This window comes from Streptomyces sp. A0642, assembly GCF_004795105.1.
Lineage (GTDB): Bacteria > Actinomycetota > Actinomycetes > Streptomycetales > Streptomycetaceae > Streptomyces.
Map to the genome: position 1 here is coordinate 1 of NZ_SSBL01000046.1, position 17,776 is coordinate 17,776.

Sequence of the window (17,776 nt, forward strand, 5' to 3'; positions counted from 1 at the left end):
ACGTGAAACAACGGTGCTGCGGTTCTGCCTTACTCAGCGATGAAGCCCTCGAGGTCGCGGAGGATCGCGGCCTTCGGCTTGGCCCCGACGATCGTCTTGGCGACCTCGCCACCCTGGTAGACGTTCAGCGTCGGGATGGACATGACGCCGTACTTGGCAGCAGTGGCCGGGTTCTCGTCGATGTTGAGCTTGACGATCTCGATCTCGCCGTGCTCGGCCGCGATCGCCTCCAGGGAGGGGGCGATCTGGCGGCACGGGCCGCACCAGGCGGCCCAGAAGTCCACCAGTACGGGCTTGTCGCTCTTCAGGACGACCTCGTCGAACGAGGCGTCGGTCACATCTTTCAGGGCGCCGGCCACGGCGGCCTCCTTAACTTCGCGGGGTGTGGGGTGGGGCGTGGATCAGACGGTGGCTGCGGAGGCCTTCTCTTCGTCCTCGAGCGCGGCCAGGAAGCGCTCGGCGTCGAGAGCGGCGGAGCATCCGGTGCCGGCAGCGGTGATGGCCTGCCGGTAGGTGTGGTCGACGACGTCGCCTGCTCCGAAGACACCGGCGAGGTTGGTGCGCGTCGACGGGGCGGCGACCTTGAGGTAGCCCTCGTCGTCGAGGTCGAGCTGACCCTTGAAGAGTTCCGTGCGCGGGTCGTGGCCGACGGCGATGAAGAGGCCGGTCACGGGGAGCTCGGAGGTCTCACCGGTCTTCGTGTTGCGGAGGGTGAGCCCGGAGAGCTTCTGCTCGCCGTGCACACCGGCAACCTCACTGTCCCAGGCGAACTTGATCTTCGGGTCGGCGAACGCGCGATCCTGCATCGTCTTGGAGGCGCGCAGGGAATCACGCCGGTGGACGATGGTGACCGACTTGGCGAAACGGGAGAGGAACGTGGCCTCTTCCATCGCGGTGTCGCCACCGCCGACCACGGCGATGTCCTGGTCCTTGAAGAAGAAGCCGTCACAGGTCGCGCACCAGGAGACGCCACGACCGGAGAGCGCGTCCTCGTTGGGCAGGCCGAGCTTGCGGTGCTGAGAGCCGGTGGTGACGATGACGGCCTTGGCGTGGTGCACCGTGCCGGCGGTGTCGGTGACCGTCTTGATGTCACCGGTGAGGTCGACGGAGATGACGTCGTCAGGAACGAGCTCGGCGCCGAAGCGCTCGGCCTGGGCGCGCATGTTGTCCATGAGCTCGGGGCCCATGATCCCGTCCTGGAAACCGGGGAAGTTCTCCACGTCGGTGGTGTTCATCAGTGCGCCACCGGCGGTGACGGCGCCCTCGAACACCAGCGGCTTCAGCGAGGCGCGCGCCGTGTACAGGGCGGCTGTGTAGCCCGCAGGGCCGGAGCCGATGATGATCACATTACGCACGTCGCTCACGGGTTTCTTCCTCGTCTCTGCAGACTGCCTACTGTCCACGCCTACTGGGGTCGGTTCAACGACTCTCACCCCACCCAACGGATCCTACGGGGGATGCATTCCCGACGTGCCGGGGCGGCATCCGGCCTGATTCTCAGGGGCGCGCGTAGACGTGCGTCAGCAGGAGCTTCCCCTTGGCCGGAGGCTCGGCACCGACACATGACGCATCGACGACATAGGCCTGGACCCTGGCGGAGTCCGTGGGGTGCGGCAGCACGACGAGAAACGCATCGGCACCTTCGTAGGTGCCACGCTCCAGGGCGAGGGCGGCGGTGTTCCGGCCGATTCCCTGCTCCACACACGAGGGGACTGTCACGCCCGAAGCGCGGAGCGGGTTCTGGGGTGAGACGGAGCCGTCGGACTCGCCCTCCGGTGAGGACTTGGTGTCGACCGACGGAGCCTCCTTACCCGAGGAATCGGGTGCGCTCGGCGCGTCGTCGTTCGCGCTCAGGAGGCTGTGGACGCGGCCTTCGAGTGTGGACTGGGAGAAGTCCCTCCCACCGTCTCCGGAGGAGCTGACGCCTTGGTCGGCAGCTTTGAGCCCGTCGGAGCTCTGGGAGAGGGTGAGGTTCTGGAGAAGCAGCACACTGACGCTGAGCACGGCGGCGCCGAGTGCCGCGCCGATCACCGCGTTGCGGCGTCGTCGGCCGACGGCACGGCGGCCGGGGCCTGTGGCGGCGCGTGAGTGGCCTGCGGGGCGGCCTGCGAGGCCCGCGCCGGCGGCAGGCGACTCCGTTTCACGTGAAACGTGGGTCGCGGCGGTCGGCGTAGTAGTGGGGGCGAGCGCTCGCGCCTCGTCGGCAAGCGCGGCGCCTATGCGGTCCACGACATCGGCGGGCATGGCCGGAGCGGGGGGCAAGGTGCCGAGGAGCCCGCGAATCTCCTCCAGCGAGGAGAGAACAGCCGCACACAGCTCACAGCGGGCCACGTGTCCCCGGACATCCTCGGCTCGGGAGGGGGAGAGCAGGCCCTCGGTGAGGTCGGAGATCTCCGAGACGTCCGGGTGCTGGGTCGTATCCGTCGTCGATGTCATGCGTGTCCACCTCCGCCCTTCGCTGCCGCTGGGTCACTCGTGCCCACGTCTCTTGGTCCCGCCGCCGGTGGGACGGATGCTCTGGGCGTCCGGTTCCCTTGCGCCTCCGGCTGCTCGTTCTCGCCGTTCCCGCTGCGGAGATGAGTGAGCCGCGGGGCCAGCCTGGCGCGTCCCCGCGCGCAGCGGCTTTTCACGGTGCCCACCGGCACGTCAAGGATGCGGGCTGCCTCCGCCACCGGGTACCCCTGCATGTCGACGAGGACCAGGGCAGCGCGCTGCTCGGCCGGGAGCGTGGCCAGGGCCGCGAGCAGTTCGCGCTGAAGATCCTGACGTTCGGCCGGCGCTTCGGCGGATTCGTGGGGCTCCATGAGCTGGTCGAGCCGCTCCGGGTCGTCGACCGGTGCGGTCTTCCGGGAGGAGGCCTTGCGGACCCGGTCGAGGCAGGCATTGACCGTGATGCGGTGCAGCCAGGTCGTGACGGCGGACTGGCCGCGGAAGGTATGGGCGGCGCGGAAGGCGGAGATCAGGGCGTCCTGTACGGCATCGGCCGCTTCCTCGCGATCGCCCAGGGTCCGCAACGCCACGGCCCACAGGCGGTCGCGATGACGGCGCACGAGCTCACCGAAGGCGTCCGGTTCGCCGGCTACGTGGCGAGCGAGGAGGTCTGAGTCGCTGAGTGGTCCGGACGGCTCGGCGGCCACCTCCCCCTCCCTCCCTCTCCGAATCAAGGTGCGTCTGTCTATCACGGTTCAGGGGGGCAGGGGGAGAGCCGATCAACCGAGAACGGAGATCTCCGAAATTCCTCCGCGGTAGCCGCTGCCGGTGTCATCCAGCGGGAGCTCCGTGATGTGGATCAGGATGTAGCGGGTCCGTACCGGTTTGGGGAGGGATTCCTTGAGATTGCTTCCCGCCGTTCCCAGCTGGGTGAGGTGCTGCGGGAAGTCGGAGAGGGATGAGGGCGCGGAAGCGCTCTCGGCGGCCGCCAGGACCTCCGCCTTCTGCCCGCTGCGGTACAGGGTGACGTCGATGCCGGAGACATCCTGCACGCTGCCCAGGTCGACGACGATCCCGCTGCCGTCCTTGCGGGGCGCGAGGTTGCCGAAGTTCGGGAACCCCTCGTAGCGCGGGGTGATCCACGAGGTGCCCGGCTTGCCGTCGACGGTGTTCGGCACCTCCTCCTGACTGATGCTCGAGCCGATGGGAGTGAACTCCACGGCACCGGCGATCTTCAGGGGCACAGCAGGGGGAGGCTTCGGCTTGTCGCCGTTCTGCGGGTCGGTCCGGGTGGTCCCCGGGTCGCTGGAGCCCTTGTCGCGGTCGAGGAGCGTTTCCGCCAGCTGCCAGCTGCCGAGACCCAGCGCGGCGATGAGCAGCCCGGACACGGCCCATTTGAGGGCCTTCCCGGTGCGGCTCTGGAGCGGTGCGGGAGGGACGACGACGGGCTGGGTGACGCCGGCCGCGGGTCCGGCCGGGCGTCCGTAGGTGCCCTGCTGGTACGTGGTCCGCTGGTATTCGGGTGGTGCGGTGAACGTCGGCTCGGGCGGACGGATGCGTGGCATCGCCGCGATGGCCTTGGCGAGCTCGTCCGGAGTGGTGCACGGCTGTTCCTGACGGGAGGCCGTGGCTCCGTCATTGGCGAGCGCCCGCATGGCGATCTCCGAGAGGCCGCGGTGGACTCCGGCCCGCACCTGGTCGGGTGGGATCAGGCCCACACCCTTGGGCAGCCCGGTGAGGCCGTAGGCATCGCTCTCGTAGGGCCAGCGCTGGGTCAGCGCGGCGTACAGAAGAGCACCGATCGCCTCCGTGTCGGCGCGCTGCGGTCCGTCGGAGGTGATCCCCCGCAGCGCGGCGTTCACCGCGAGGCCGCGGATGCGGTACTGGCCCGAGGAACTGCGCAGCACCGCTCCGGGCGTGAGCCGCAGGTGAGCCAGCCCTTCGCGGTGTGCGGCCGCCATGGCCTGGGAGATCTGGCTGACGAGCTGGTAGGCGTCGTGGGCTTCCATCGGCCCCGCGCCCAGCAGGGCGGTCAGCTCGGTGGCGTCCGGGAGCCATTCGTGGACGACGTAAACGAGGTCGTTCTCCTCCACCGCGTCGAGGACCTGCACGAAGCGGGGGTCGCCGAGCAGGGCGGAGGAGCGGGCCGCGGCCAGCACGGAGCGAGCCCGCGGATGATCGGCGGGCAGGAGATGGACGCCCACCGCGCGGCGGAGCTTCTCGTCGACGGCGCGCCAACTGCTGAACCCGTCCAGCCGGGTGACGCACTCCTCGAGCCGGTAGCGTCCGGCAAGCTTGTGACCGCTGTGCAGATCAGGGGCCGGCAGGGCGGTTTCGGAGCCCTTCGGCTCGTTCTCCGCGTCCTGAGGGCGTTCGCCCGTTGCATCCTGCGCTTCTGCTGCGCCGTCGCTCGTGGCCTCGTCCGCCTCCGCGGCCAGCGGCTTGTCGCCACTGTTGTCGGCCACGTCGACGGCAGCCGTGCTACGTTCCGCCACCGTCGTTCCTGCCTCCCCATCCGTTGGGCGATGCCAGCCAGCCCCGCACAGTCACGCCAATTGTGCCCACACTCCGGCACCATGCACGACACGCGGGGGCCGGCGATGGTTGTGCGGGCCGGTGATGCTCAGCGGCCGAGCCTTCCCCTGATCATGCCGACCATGCCGTTGATCTCTTCGATCCGCATCCGCTTCGCCGCGACAACGAATACTCCCAGCAGCACGATCCCGCCGCACAGCAGGGCCAGGAGCGAGCCCGAAGCGCCGTCGCCGAGCACGTGGAGCAGACCGAACCCCACTCCACCGGCGATCACTGCCGCCGGGATGGCCGCGAGACACAGCCGGGCGTAGGTACGCAGCACGTGGGCGCCGTCCAGGTCGCCGCCCAGGCGGTTGCGCAGCCGGCGCCAGGCGATACCGACTCCGACGGCGTAGGCGAGCCCGTAGGAGGCGGCCATACCGACCACGGCCCACTGGGCAGGCAGCACGACGTAGCAGAGGGCCGAGGCGGCGGCGTTGACCAGGGCGACGATGACGGTGTTGTAGAAGGGCGTCCGGGTGTCCTCGTACGCGTAGAACCCTCGCAGCACCACGTACTGCACCGAATAGGGGATCAGGCCGAGGCCGAAGGCCATCAGGATGAAGCCCATGGACCGGGCGGCCTCGGGACCGCTGGAAGCGTAGAGCAGGGTGCACATCGGTACGCCTAGGGCGAGGAAGGCGAAGGCGACCGGCACGATGGCCACCGCCGAGTTGCGCAAGCCCTGAGAGATGTCGTCACGGACCGCGCCCGGGTCGTTGTCGTGGGCGGCACGGGAGATGCGCGGCAGCAGCGCGGCCATGACCGAGACGGTGATGATCGCCTGCGGCATGCCCCAGATCAGCTGCGCGTTGGAGTAGGCGAGGAAGCCCGCCCCGTTCTGGCCGGACGCCTTGCCGGCGGAGGTCGCGAGCTGGGTGACGACCAGCACACCGGCCTGGTTGGCGAAGACGAACAGCACCGTCCACTTGGCCAGCTTCACCGTCTTGCCGAGCCCGTGGCCCCGCCAGTCGAAGCGCGGACGGAAGCGGAATCCGGCCTCGCGCAGATACGGGATCATGGCCAGCGCCTGGACGACGAGCCCGAGCAGGGTGCCGACGCCCAGGAGGCGGACGCCCTCCGGCGGAATCGTCTGGACGCCCATGTGGGACTCGTGCGAGGTGCCGTAGACCCAGATGAACAGGCCGAACGTGACGATCATGACGATGTTGTTGAGGACCGGGGTCCACATCATCGCGCCGAACTTCCCGCGGGCGTTGAGGATCTGGCCCATGACCACGTGCACACCCATGAAGAAGATGGTGGGCAGGCAGTACCGGGCGAAGGTGGTGGCCACGTTGTCGGCGGCGGGGTCGTCGGCGATCGTCGACGACATCAGCCGGATGAGGAAGGGCGCGGCGAAGACCGCTACGGCGACGATCAGGCCGAGCGCGACCATCACGAGGGTCAGCAGCCGGTTCGCATAGGCCTCACCACCGTCTTCGTCGTCCTTCATCGAGCGGACGAGCTGGGGCACGAAGACGGAGTTGAGGCCGCCGCCCACGGTGAGGATGTAGATCATCGTCGGCAGCGTGTACGCGATGGTGAAACTGTCACCGAGCAGGGCGGCACCGAGCGCGGCTGTGATCACCAGGCTCCGCACGAACCCGGTGAGGCGGGAGACGAGGGTGCCGGCCGCCATCACCGCGCTGGACTTCAGGAGACTGGACGCCCTCCCACCGCCGGACTTCGGCGGGGCGGGGGCAGGGGCGGGCTCCGGCCGCTCCGGGACCGGGGGCCCCGCAGGGCCCTCCTGGTCCCGGAAGAGGTGCGCGAAGGCGTCCGGCTCCTCGCGGTTCGTCGACGCCTGGGTGACGAGGTCGTCCACCCCCACGAACTGGGTGGTCGCGGCGTCGTCCCCGTACGGCAGAAGGCGCGACGGGCCGTCCGGCTCGGGGGGCGGGGTCTGTGCCCAGATCCGCGGGTCGGGTGGGTACTGCGCGGCCGGCGGCTGCTGATAGAGCGGCTGCGGCTGCTGGTAGGTGCCAGGGGGCGGCGGAGGGTGCGCGGCGCGGTCGTACAGCGCCTCGCTCACCGGATCCTGGGCGGAGAGATCCTGCGACCGGTAGGGGTCGTAGTCGTACGCCGCCTGCAGATACGGGTCCGCTGCCGGGTCCCCCTGCTCCGGCTCACCGGGCACGGGTGGTCCGCCGGGATACCCAGCTCCGCCCGTACCCTGACCGCGGTCACCGTCGTACGGCGCGTTCATCGAAACCCCACCTCATCGTCCCCGGCCGACCGGCCACGACAGACATCGCTCAACGGTCCACTTTCTCACCCGTGCCCGACGGCTCGGGGCTTTCGGGACCGGTGTCCGGTGTCGGGTCACTCGGCTGCTCGGGTTCACTGCCGTCGTCGCCCGCCGCGCCGCGCGCGTGGGCGCGCTTGCGATGTGCATACATCCGGATTCCGGCGAGCACCAGGAGCAGAAGTCCGCCGGCGATCACGAGCAGCACCGTCGGGGTGAGCTCGGAGACCTTCACGGTGAAGGCCATCTCCGCACCGTACGGCCTGCCGTCCTCCGTGTAGAGCTGCGCGGTCATCTGCACCTGACCGTTGATGTTGGCCGCGGCGTCGAATTTCACGGACTGGCTGTGGCCGGCGCCGATCTGGATCGGCTGCTCCGCCACGCCGCCGCCGTCGTTCAGCTCGAGACGCGTCGCGTTCTCCGACTTCAGCCGGAGCACCAGGTGACCGACGTCCTGGAGCAGTCTGTTCTGCACCGTCACGGGAATCGTGGCGCTGCGGCCGGACAGGGTGACATCCGACTTCGAGATGAGCTGCACCTCGTTGATGAGGCCCTGGAGATAGGTGCGCACCGCGTCCCGGTACTGCTGGGCCTCCAGGGGCTTCCCCCGCCACGACGTCGACATGGACCGGTTGACGGCGTTACCGAAGGGGGTCACCACCCGCTCGGGCTGGGTGAGGATGACCTGGAAGTCGTCGAGGGAGGCCTGGGTGGACTTGATGTCCTGGAAGGCCTGAGTGGGCAGCTCCTGGCTGCGCAGCTTCTTCGGGTACTGGGACGTCCGGGGGACCGTGGTGGTCGCCTCCGCGTCGGGCTTCTCCGCCGCTGCCTGCATCAGGGTCCGGGACTGAGTCCAACGGCCGTCGTCGAGCGCTTGAAGGGCTCGTGCCATCGACTGGGCCTGGGCGATGGTCGGCATGCGCTGGGGCGCCACGACGACGCTCCGGTCCTTGTCCGTGTCCTGCTCGGACAGGGCGAGCGTGAGGGCGAGGAACTTCTGCACGGCGAGCGTGGAGTCTCCGGCCTTCGCCATGTCTCCCTGGAAGGCCGTCGAGAGCCGGGCGTCGGAGACCACCGCGGTGGTGCCACCGCCGATGGGCCGGGCTGCGGTCGGCGTGTAGGCCAGGCCGGCGGTCTCCTGCAGGCTGTCGCTGCGGGCGATCACGTTGTGGGCGCCGGTCGAGGTGGCGACATCCACGATGGAGGGGTCGATCGCGCCGTCGACCGGCCAGGCGAAGTCGGTCGACGGCTTCTTGTGGAGGATGGTCTCCACCGTCATTCCGGCGACCTCACTGGCCGTCTGGAGGTGGCTGAGCGTGCCCGACACGTTCTTGCCGCGGTGAGCGATGGAGGCCAGATCGGGGTCCCCGAAGGGCAGTGCCACGACCTTGCCGTCCCCCACGGCCGCTTCCACCGAGCTGAGCCACTTCTTGGCCACCGCCTGGTTCGTGCCGGCGACCGTGGTGTCACCCTCCCTGACGCGATAGCTCTGCGTCATGGCGTTGACACTGGCGAGCAGGTCCGGGTCGATGACCCAGGTCACGGGCAACTGGCTCCCGAGCGACACCATCCGTTCGAGGCGACCGCCCGGCGCGATCTCCGCGGCCAGGTCGTCGTCGGCGAACACCGGGGTCTGCTGCTCGTCCGAGCCGGTCTCCGCGGTGAGATGCGCCGATGCGATCAGCGGCCAGAGGTAGCTGATCCCGGTCTTGGAGTCACTGTCCTTGTTCTGCCAGGGCAGAAACGTCCGCTTGATGCCGAGCACGTGGTCGTACTGGGCCCGAGCTGTCCGGCCCGACAACGAGACGCCCAGCTGGTAGACGCCGTCGTCGCCGAGTCCGAGCTTGCTGACCGGCACGGAAAGGCTGAAGTCCCGGCTGATGCCCGAAGGAAGCTTGTCGATCTTGACCGTGTACTTGTCCCCGACCGGAAAGGGGTCCGTCCCCGGAACGTATCCGGTGCGCCGGGCGGCCGCGTCGATCGAGGTCCTGCCGTAGAGCTGCGGGCCCACGCGCAGGTCGACCTGCGCGTCGGTGACGGCTTCCTTGCCCTTGTTGGTCAGGGTGCCGGAGACGGTGAGCGTGTCCCCCTTCACAGGGGCGCTCGGCGTCAGGGTGTCCAGGGAGACCGAGACGGTGCTGGACCCCGTAGGGACCTTGCTCGCGCCGTCGGCCTGAGCCTGCGGGGCGGCGACCCCGGCCAGGAGAGCCGCGACGAGCGGGGCCCCGGCAAGCGCGGCGGCTGTGCGCCGCAGCCACCGGCGGGCAGGAGAGGGACTCATCCCCTGGTTGTCTGCCGCCTCGGCCACGCGTACCCGTCCCTCGTCGTCGTCAGCTGCTGTAGATCGTCGTCCGTTGCTGCGTCCCCGCATGGTAACGAGGTGCGCCGGGACCGAGTGCCGGGGCGTCCGCCACATGATCGGGAGAGTCTCGCAGGCTGAACGGAAACCGTGACGCCTCGGGCGGTCCGGGCACGTACCCTTTTCTGTTGTGCCGAACGCCAACGAAGACAACTCCAGCGCCCTGACCCAGGTGCAGCTCCGCGCAGTCAGCGAACTGCTGCGGGTCTCCCCGGTCGCCGACGATCTCGCCCGCCGATTCCAGGATGCCGGATTCCGTCTCGCCCTGGTCGGCGGCTCGGTCCGGGACGCGCTCCTCGGCAGGCTGGGGAACGATCTGGACTTCACGACCGACGCGCGCCCCGAGGACGTACTGAAGATCGTCAGGCCCTGGGCGGACTCGGTGTGGGAGGTCGGGATCGCCTTCGGCACGGTGGGCGCCCAGAAGGACGGCTACCAGATCGAAGTCACCACATACCGCTCCGAGGCGTACGACAGGACCTCGCGGAAGCCCGAGGTTTCCTACGGTGACTCCATCGAGGAAGACCTGGTCCGCCGGGATTTCACGGTGAACGCGATGGCCGTCGCGCTGCCGCAGAAGGAATTCATCGATCCGCACGGGGGCCTCGAGGACCTGGCGGAGCGAGTTCTTCGCACGCCCGGAACGCCTGAGGAGTCCTTCTCGGACGACCCCCTGCGCATGCTGAGGGCCGCGCGCTTTGCCGCACAACTGGACTTCGAGGTCGCTCCGGACGTCGTCGCCGCGATGACGGAGATGGCGGGCCGGATCGAGATCGTCTCCGCCGAGAGGGTGAGGGAGGAACTCAACAAGCTCCTGCTCTCGTCGCATCCCCGAAAAGGCCTGGCACTGCTCGTCGACTCGGGACTGGCCGGTCAGGTCCTTCCCGAGCTGCCCGCGCTGCGACTGGAACGTGACGAGCATCACCGTCACAAGGATGTGTACGAGCACTCCCTGACGGTCCTGGAGCAGGCGATCGACCTGGAGCAGGACGGTCCGGACCTCGTTCTGCGCCTTGCCGCCCTCCTCCATGACATCGGCAAGCCGAGGACCCGGCGGTTCGAGAAGGACGGACGGGTCTCGTTCCATCACCACGAGGTGGTGGGAGCCAAGATGGTCAAGAAGCGCATGACCGAGCTCAAGTACTCCAACGAGATGGTCAAGGACGTGGCGAAGCTGGTGGAACTGCACCTGCGTTTCCACGGGTACGGCGACGGGGAGTGGACCGACTCGGCGGTCCGCCGCTACGTACGTGATGCAGGACCCCTTTTGGAGCGGCTGCACAAGCTGACCCGCTCGGACTGCACGACACGGAACAAGCGCAAGGCCAGTGCCCTCTCGCGGACCTACGACGGGCTGGAGGAGCGCATCGCCCAGTTGCAGGACCAGGAGGAACTGGATTCGATCAGGCCGGACCTGGACGGCAACGAGATCATGCGGATCCTGGACGTCGGGCCGGGGCCCGTCATCGGCCAGGCCTACGCGTTCCTGCTTGAACTGCGCCTGGAGAACGGGCCGATGGAGCACGACGCGGCGGTGGCGGAGCTCAAGAAGTGGTGGGCGGCGCAGGGCTGAGGCCGTGAAGGCCTGGTCTGCCAGGAGGACCGCTGGTCATGTTTCACGTGAAACATGACCAACGGCGGAGAACGGGAGGGCGCTGTTTCACGTGAAACAGCGCCCTCAGTCGCTCCTGCTCCACCGGAAAAGCATCGTCGCTACGAGGGCGTAGAGCAGGGCTACCCCGAGCAGTACCGTCGCCGAGCGCCCATCGGCGGGCAGGAGCAGCGCGGAAGTGGCGGCGGCGCCCACAAAGGCCACGTTGAACAGCACGTCGTAGAGCGAGAAGATCCGGCCGCGGAATGAATCGTCCACGGCCGTCTGGACCACGGTGTCCGTCGCGATCTTCGTTCCCTGAGTGGCCAGTCCCAGGAGGAACGCTGCCATGAGCATGGGCGCCGGCCTGAACCAGAGGCCCAGGGCCGGCACCAGTGCGGCGCCCATCGCGGCGAGCACCATCATCCAGCGGAACCCGCCCAGACGTCCCGCGGCCCACGGAGTCAGCACCGCTGCCGCGAAGAACCCCGCACCGGAGACCCCGACCGCCAGACCGAGCAGCGCCAGCCCGTCGGACTCGTCGTCGGTCCAGGCGTACCGGCACAGCATCAGGAGCATGACCGTCAGTGCCCCGTAACAGAAGCGGACCACCGTCATGGCGGCCAGGGCCCTGGCGGCGTTCCTCCGCTCTGCCAGATGGCGCACTCCGTGACGCAGGCCGCGCGCGGTGGTGGCCAGCGCGGTCCGCAGGCGAAGGTGGTTCTCCCGCCGGTCCGGTCCCAGCAGGCCGGAAGCAAGGCTCAGGGAGGCGAGCGCCGAGGCCAGGTAGAGCCCCGCGCCCAGGAGTACCGCCGCTGCGTCGGAGTCCTTGAAGAGCAGCCGCACAGCGAAAGCGAGACCGCCGCCCGCCGTGGCGGCAAGGGTGCCCGCGGTCGGTGACAGCGAGTTGGCCAGCACCAGCAGATCCCGGTCGACGACGCGTGGCAACGCGGCGGAGAGGCCGGCGAGGACGAAGCGGTTGACGGCGGTGACGCAGAGCGCCGAGGCGTAGAAGAGCCAGTTGGGAGCGGAGCCGAGGATCAGGAGCGCCGTGCAGCAGCTGAGCGCGGCGCGCAGGAGGTTGCCGTAGAGGAAGACCTGACGGCGCGGCCAGCGGTCCAGGAGCACACCGGCGAACGGGCCGATGAGCGAGTAAGGCAGCAGGAGTACGGCCATCGCGGAGGCGATCGCGCCGGCCGACGCCTGCTTCTCCGGTGAGAAGACGACATGCGCCGCGAGAGCCACCTGATAGACGCCGTCGGCGGACTGGGACAGGACCCGCACGGCCAGGAGGCGGCGGAAGTTCCTCAGGCGCAGGAGTACGCGCAGGTCACGCACGACGGGCATGGGAGCAAGGGTCACATACGTTGAGGGTCCCCGGGCGGATTGCCCGGGGACCCTCAACAGTGCGGGGAGCCAGGAAGCGTTGCCGCTCCCCGACAGGAAGCGCTGCCGCCCTCATCAGGATGCGTTGGCTTCCCATCGAGAAGCGTTGCCGCTCCTCGTCACACCGCGCCGCCCCACCGTGTCAGGTGGGTCAGTTGGAGACCTCACCGCGGATGAACTTCTCGACGTTCTCACGGGCCTCGTCGTCGAAGTACTGAACCGGCGGGGACTTCATGAAGTACGAGGACGCGGAGAGGATCGGGCCGCCGATGCCGCGGTCCTTGGCGATCTTCGCGGCGCGGACGGCGTCGATGATGACACCGGCCGAGTTCGGGGAGTCCCAGACCTCGAGCTTGTACTCCAGGTTCAGCGGAACGTCACCGAAGGCACGGCCCTCGAGGCGCACGTACGCCCACTTGCGGTCGTCCAGCCAGGCCACGTAGTCCGAGGGGCCGATGTGGACGTTGTCCGCACCGAGCTCGCGGTCACGGATCTGCGAGGTGACGGCCTGCGTCTTCGAGATCTTCTTGGACTCCAGGCGCTCACGCTCGAGCATGTTCTTGAAGTCCATGTTGCCGCCGACGTTCAGCTGCATCGTGCGGTCCAGGACGACGCCCCGGTCCTCGAAGAGCTTCGCCATCACGCGGTGCGTGATCGTGGCGCCGACCTGCGACTTGATGTCGTCGCCGACGATCGGGACACCGGCCTCGGTGAACTTGTCCGCCCACTCCTTGGTGCCGGCGATGAAGACCGGGAGGGCGTTGACGAACGCGACCTTGGCGTCGATGGCGCACTGCGCGTAGAACTTCGCAGCGACCTCCGAACCGACGGGGAGGTAGCAGACGAGGACGTCGACCTTGCGGTCCTTGAGGATCTGGACGATGTCGACCGGGGCCTCGGTCGACTCCTCGATGGTCTCGCGGTAGTACTTGCCCAGGCCGTCGTGGGTGTGGCCACGCTGGACGGTCACACCGGCGCTCGGCACGTCGCAGAGCTTGATGGTGTTGTTCTCGCTGGCGCCGATGGCGTCCGAGAGGTCGAGGCCGACCTTCTTCGCGTCGACGTCGAAGGCGGCGACGAACTCGACGTCCCGCACGTGGTACTCGCCGAACTGGACGTGCATCAGACCGGGCACCTTGCCGGCCGGATCGGCGTCCTTGTAGTACTCGACGCCCTGGACCAGCGAGGCGGCGCAGTTGCCCACGCCGACGATGGCTACGCGAACCGAACCCATTCCGGTTGCTCCCTGTGTGTAATGGATGTTCCTGATGAGGCCCCGCCGAACTGCGGGAACCTCACTTGGCGGTGTCGCCGGACGGATCCGGCGGGTTGTTACCCCGCCGGGGCAGGCCGTCCGGCTCTCCTGCGGTGTCCTGCTGAGCTGAGCCCTCGGGCGAGGATCGTCGCTGATCCCGTCCCGACCGCTCGCTCTCGATGAGCTCGTTCAGCCAGCGCACTTCGCGCTCCACGGACTCCATGCCGTGTCGCTGCAGCTCAAGTGTGTAGTCGTCGAGGCGCTCGCGGGTGCGGGCCAGAGAGGCGCTCATCTTCTCGAGACGCTCCTCCAGCCGGCTGCGACGGCCTTCCAGCACCCGCATCCGCACCTCGTGCTCCGTCTGCCCGAAGAAGGCGAACCGAGCAGCGAAGTGCTCGTCCTCCCAGGAGTCGGGCCCGGTGTGCGAGAGCAGCTCCTCGAAGTGCTCCTTACCTTCTGCCGTCAACCGGTAGACGATCTTGGCGCGGCGCCCCGCCAGTGAAGAGGCGGGGGCGACCGCACGGCCGGCGCCGGGAAGGTCGGGCGGAGCGTTCCCCGGTTCCTCGATCAACCAGCCGTTGGCGACCAGCGTCTTGAGGCAGGGGTAAAGGGTTCCGTAGCTGAAAGCGCGGAAGATCCCCAACGAGGTATTGAGGCGCTTGCGCAGCTCGTAGCCGTGCATCGGGGACTCGCGGAGCAGCCCGAGGACGGCGAACTCGAGGATGCCTGAGCGTCTGCTCAACCTCGCCTCCTCCTTCTCCGCGTGCTCTCACGTGGCCCTGTGCCGAGCCGGTGTGCCGAGTCGATGTACCGAGCTGATGTATCGACTCGATACATCAGCACGATAGATCGGACTCGCGGCTGCGACAAGGGGCGCCTTAGTGAGCGGCGTCACATCGCCAATTCGTAGCAACCGACTTGCGTAATTTGAGGTGAAGTTCGGCTCCAGGAGGGTTTTGACCGTGCGTAGTCTGTGCGGCATGCAGACCACCGGGAACCGTGTGACGTCCGAGCACGTCAGTCGTCGCGGACTAACCGGATGCACTGCGGATGAGCCTGTCGCCGGGCTGGTCCGTAATTCGGGGGACCGGATCTCAACTGCCGCTTCCAGGCGTTCTCGCCTGCCCGAGGAGTAGTCGTTCGATGAGCGAGCACCGTCGCAAGATGCCGCAACCGCAAGGTGGCGGTCGTGCCGCGGCCAGACGAGCCGCCCAGCAGTCCCCCGGACGCCGCGCAGCACCGTCACGCGGAGTAACCTCCGAATCACCTTCCGCCTCGTACGGCGAGGATGCGCCGTACGGCGGGCGTGCCGCGGCCCGACGGGCCGCCCAGCGCGGCGGGGGCCGTGGCGGCTCCGACGGTGGTGGTGGCCGCCGTCGCGGAGGTGGGGACGGAGGCCATGAGGGCCCGGGCCGCGGGCGGGGACGTGGCAGTCAGCCACCGGCCAAGAAGCGCTTCATCGACTACCCGCGCGCCGGCAGGCACGGCCTGCGGCGCTGGATGCCGTCGTGGAAGCTGGTCTCCGGCCTGTGTGTGGGCTTTCTCGGCCTGTTGATGGGGCTCGCCGGCCTGGCGTACGCGATGGTCGCCAAACCGGAGGTCCAGGCGGCCGCGAAGGCGGAGAACAACGTCTACTTCTGGAAAGACGGCTCGCAGATGGTGGCCACCGGCGGTGCTGTCAACCGTCAGATCATCGACTACGCCCAGATCCCCGAAGCCATGCGCAACGCCGTCATCTCCGCGGAGAACAAGAGCTTCGACACCGACCACGGCATCGACCCCATGGGTATCGCCCGGGCGGTGTTCAACATGGCCAAGGGCGGCGAGACCCAGGGTGGCTCGACGATCACCCAGCAGTACGTGAAGAACTCCCGGCTCTCGCAGGAACAGACGCTGAGCCGCAAGTTCGAAGAGCTCTTCATCACGCTGAAGGTCGGCAGCGAGATGGACAAGAAAGACATCATGGCGGGGTACCTCAACGTCTCGTACTACGGACGCGGCGCCTCCGGTATCCAGGCGGCGGCGCGTACGTACTACGGCAAGGACGCCAAGGACCTCGATCCGAGCCAGTGTGCCTTCCTGGCCAGCCTGCTCAAGGGAGCCAGCTACTACGACCCCGCGGGTGCCACGGAGGTCGACTCGGTGCAGGCGACCCCGGAGAAGAACACGGCGCGGGCGGTCAAGCGCTGGAAGTGGATCCTCGACGAGGAGGTGAAGGACGGGCGGCTTGAGCAGTCGGAGCGCGACAAGTACCAGACGTTCCCGATGCCTCTGAAGCCGAAGAAGGACGCTCAGCTGGGCGGTCAGATCGGCTATCTGGTCACGACGGCCAGGTCCAACTTCCTCAACAACACCAAGGTCACGCGCGACCAGCTCGACCAGGGCGGTTACGAGATCCACACGACCTTCGACAAGAAGAAGGTCGATCAGCTCAGCAAGGCCGTCAAGAAGGTCTACGACAAGAACATCGACGTCAAGAAGCGCCCCACCAAGGACACCCACGTCCAGTTCGGCGGCTCGTCGGTGAATCCGAAGACCGGTGCCATCGAGGCGATCTACGGCGGTCAGGACGCGACGAAGCACTACACCAGCAACGCCGACCCGACCGGTGCCGCGGTCGGGTCGACCTTCAAGCCGTTCGTGCTGGCGGCCGCGATGGAGTACGGCAAGCGGGACCCCTCGGGGGGTGCCGTGCAGGACGAGTCGCAGCGGACGAAGGTCTCGCCGAAGAGCATCTACAACGGCGCCAACGAGTTGAAGATCAAGAAGTACAACGGCGACGTCTGGACCGACGAGAACGGCAAGGAATGGCTCCAGGTCAACGACGGAGGGGAGTCGTTGGGCCCGGTCACCCTTCGCGAGGCGATGCGGGTGTCCGCCAACTCGCCCTATGTCCAGCTGGGTATGGACGTCGGCACCGACAAGGTGAAGGCCGTGGCCCTCGCCGCCGGCCTGAAGGACGACCAGTACATGGCGAACGCGACCGTGCCGTCGTTCTCCATCGGCACCTCCTCACCGAGCGCGACCCGCATGGCCGGGGCGTACGCCACCTTCGCGGCCAGCGGCCAGCAGCGTGAACCGTTCTCGGTGACCGAGGTGAAGAAGCGCGGCGAGGTGATCTACCAGCACAAGGTGGTCGCCAAGAGCGCCTTCTCCAACGCCATCGCCGACAACGTCACCGACGTCCTCAAGAACGTCGTCGACAAGGGGACCGGCACGCCCGCCAGGCTTCCCGGGCGGGACGTCGCGGGCAAGACGGGTACGACGGACGACAACCTGTCCGCCTGGTTCGTGGGTTACACCCCGCAGTTGTCGACCGCGATCAGCATGTACAGGCTGGACGACAACGAGAAGAACAAGGACCGCAAGTTCGAGAAGATGTACGGCACCGGCGGCGAGAAGTCGATCCACGGCGCGTCGTTCCCCGCCCACATCTGGCACGACTACATGGCCGAGGCACTGGAGGGCCAGGAGAAGCTGTCCTTCCCCAAGCCCGAGCCGATCGGTGAGAAGGTCTACGGCGGTGGCGCCAAGAGCCCCACGCCGACGCCCACGCCGACGCCCACACCGACACCGACCGAGTCGGAGACGGTCAAGCCGACGCCCACGCCCGTGACTCCGACACCGGAGCCGTCCCAGACGACCTGCGGCGCGTGGGACATGAACTGCCAGAGCAACGGCGGCGGCAATGCCAACGGCTGGACCGACGGGGGCGCCGACGCGGGGACGACCGACGGCGGGACCAGCGGCACCGACGCCGGGACCACCACCGGGACCACGGACGGCGGCGAGACCGACGGGGGCGTCAGCCCGTCACCCGACACGGGCGGCAACGGCAACGGGAACGGCAACGTCTTCGGTGGCCCGGCCGGGTAGCGCCCGGCAGGCGGCACTCCCCGCGTCCGGCAGGCCGGGCGCGGGGAACCGAGCAGT

At 68.4% G+C, this 17,776-nt stretch carries 13 protein-coding genes; 2 read left to right on the plus strand and 11 right to left on the minus strand.

Annotation, left to right across the window (positions count from 1 at the left end; genetic code table 11):
- Positions 1-29: 29 nt before the first annotated feature.
- The 7 genes from trxA to E6R60_RS35505 form a co-directional block, all read right to left on the minus strand.
- Positions 30-359, minus strand: coding sequence for a thioredoxin (gene trxA, locus E6R60_RS35475; RefSeq protein ID WP_136330855.1), 330 nt, complete (start codon positions 357-359; stop codon positions 30-32).
- A 42-nt stretch (positions 360-401) separates the two neighbouring features.
- Positions 402-1,364 (minus strand): thioredoxin-disulfide reductase, encoded by a 963-nt coding sequence (gene trxB, locus E6R60_RS35480; RefSeq protein WP_136330856.1) that lies wholly within the window; start codon positions 1,362-1,364, stop codon positions 402-404.
- Positions 1,365-1,497: 133 nt separating this feature from the next.
- Entirely contained in the window at positions 1,498-2,436 is a 939-nt protein-coding gene (locus E6R60_RS35485; protein WP_136330857.1) for a hypothetical protein, read from the minus strand.
- Complete coding sequence (sigM, locus tag E6R60_RS35490) at positions 2,433-3,137, minus strand: RNA polymerase sigma factor SigM (RefSeq protein ID WP_136330858.1); 705 nt, start codon at positions 3,135-3,137, stop codon at positions 2,433-2,435. The genes E6R60_RS35485 and sigM overlap by 4 nt, the downstream gene beginning before the upstream one ends.
- 72 nt (positions 3,138-3,209) lie before the next feature.
- Positions 3,210-4,925 carry a protein kinase family protein gene (locus E6R60_RS35495; protein ID WP_136330859.1) on the minus strand — a complete coding sequence of 572 codons (1,716 nt, stop codon included), beginning with the start codon at positions 4,923-4,925 and terminating at the stop codon, positions 3,210-3,212.
- Between the two features lie 128 nt (positions 4,926-5,053).
- Positions 5,054-7,213, minus strand: coding sequence for a murein biosynthesis integral membrane protein MurJ (murJ, locus tag E6R60_RS35500; RefSeq protein ID WP_136330860.1), 2,160 nt, complete (start codon positions 7,211-7,213; stop codon positions 5,054-5,056).
- Positions 7,214-7,262: 49 nt separating this feature from the next.
- On the minus strand, positions 7,263-9,560 hold the full coding sequence (locus E6R60_RS35505) for a DUF6049 family protein (RefSeq protein ID WP_136330861.1): 2,298 nt from the start codon (positions 9,558-9,560) through the stop codon (positions 7,263-7,265).
- Positions 9,561-9,741: 181 nt separating this feature from the next.
- On the opposite strand from E6R60_RS35505, the gene E6R60_RS35510 reads away from it, so the two are divergent.
- Complete coding sequence (locus E6R60_RS35510) at positions 9,742-11,184, plus strand: CCA tRNA nucleotidyltransferase (protein WP_136330862.1); 1,443 nt, start codon at positions 9,742-9,744, stop codon at positions 11,182-11,184.
- 105 nt (positions 11,185-11,289) lie between these two features.
- Here E6R60_RS35510 and E6R60_RS35515 read toward each other — a convergent pair whose 3' ends face one another.
- The 4 genes from E6R60_RS35515 to E6R60_RS37680 form a co-directional block, all read right to left on the minus strand.
- Entirely contained in the window at positions 11,290-12,549 is a 1,260-nt protein-coding gene (locus tag E6R60_RS35515) for an MFS transporter (RefSeq protein ID WP_136330863.1), read from the minus strand.
- 190 nt (positions 12,550-12,739) lie between these two features.
- A complete protein-coding gene (locus E6R60_RS35520; RefSeq protein ID WP_136330864.1) occupies positions 12,740-13,822 on the minus strand; it encodes an inositol-3-phosphate synthase in 1,083 nt (360 codons plus the stop codon).
- A 61-nt stretch (positions 13,823-13,883) separates the two neighbouring features.
- Positions 13,884-14,585 (minus strand): PadR family transcriptional regulator, encoded by a 702-nt coding sequence (locus E6R60_RS35525; RefSeq protein WP_136330865.1) that lies wholly within the window; start codon positions 14,583-14,585, stop codon positions 13,884-13,886.
- A gap of 521 nt (positions 14,586-15,106) precedes the next feature.
- On the minus strand, positions 15,107-15,244 hold the full coding sequence (locus E6R60_RS37680) for a hypothetical protein (RefSeq protein WP_240802812.1): 138 nt from the start codon (positions 15,242-15,244) through the stop codon (positions 15,107-15,109).
- 99 nt (positions 15,245-15,343) lie between these two features.
- Here E6R60_RS37680 and E6R60_RS35530 point away from each other — a divergent pair, with 99 nt between their 5' ends.
- On the plus strand, positions 15,344-17,719 hold the full coding sequence (locus E6R60_RS35530) for a transglycosylase domain-containing protein (RefSeq protein ID WP_240802813.1): 2,376 nt from the start codon (positions 15,344-15,346) through the stop codon (positions 17,717-17,719).
- The last annotated feature ends 57 nt before the right edge of the window (positions 17,720-17,776 follow it).

What these genes read in the sequence shown, in the direction of transcription:
- E6R60_RS35485 (WP_136330857.1), bottom strand. Translation starts at nt 2,436, where the DNA reads ATGACATCGACGACGGATACGACCCAGCACCCGGACGTCTCGGAGATC.
- murJ (WP_136330860.1), bottom strand. Translation starts at nt 7,213, where the DNA reads ATGAACGCGCCGTACGACGGTGACCGCGGTCAGGGTACGGGCGGAGCT.
- E6R60_RS35515 (WP_136330863.1), bottom strand. Translation starts at nt 12,549, where the DNA reads ATGCCCGTCGTGCGTGACCTGCGCGTACTCCTGCGCCTGAGGAACTTC.
- E6R60_RS35520 (WP_136330864.1), bottom strand. Translation starts at nt 13,822, where the DNA reads ATGGGTTCGGTTCGCGTAGCCATCGTCGGCGTGGGCAACTGCGCCGCC.
- E6R60_RS37680 (WP_240802812.1), bottom strand. Translation starts at nt 15,244, where the DNA reads ATGGCCTCCGTCCCCACCTCCGCGACGGCGGCCACCACCACCGTCGGA.
- E6R60_RS35530 (WP_240802813.1), top strand. Translation starts at nt 15,344, where the DNA reads ATGCCGTCGTGGAAGCTGGTCTCCGGCCTGTGTGTGGGCTTTCTCGGC.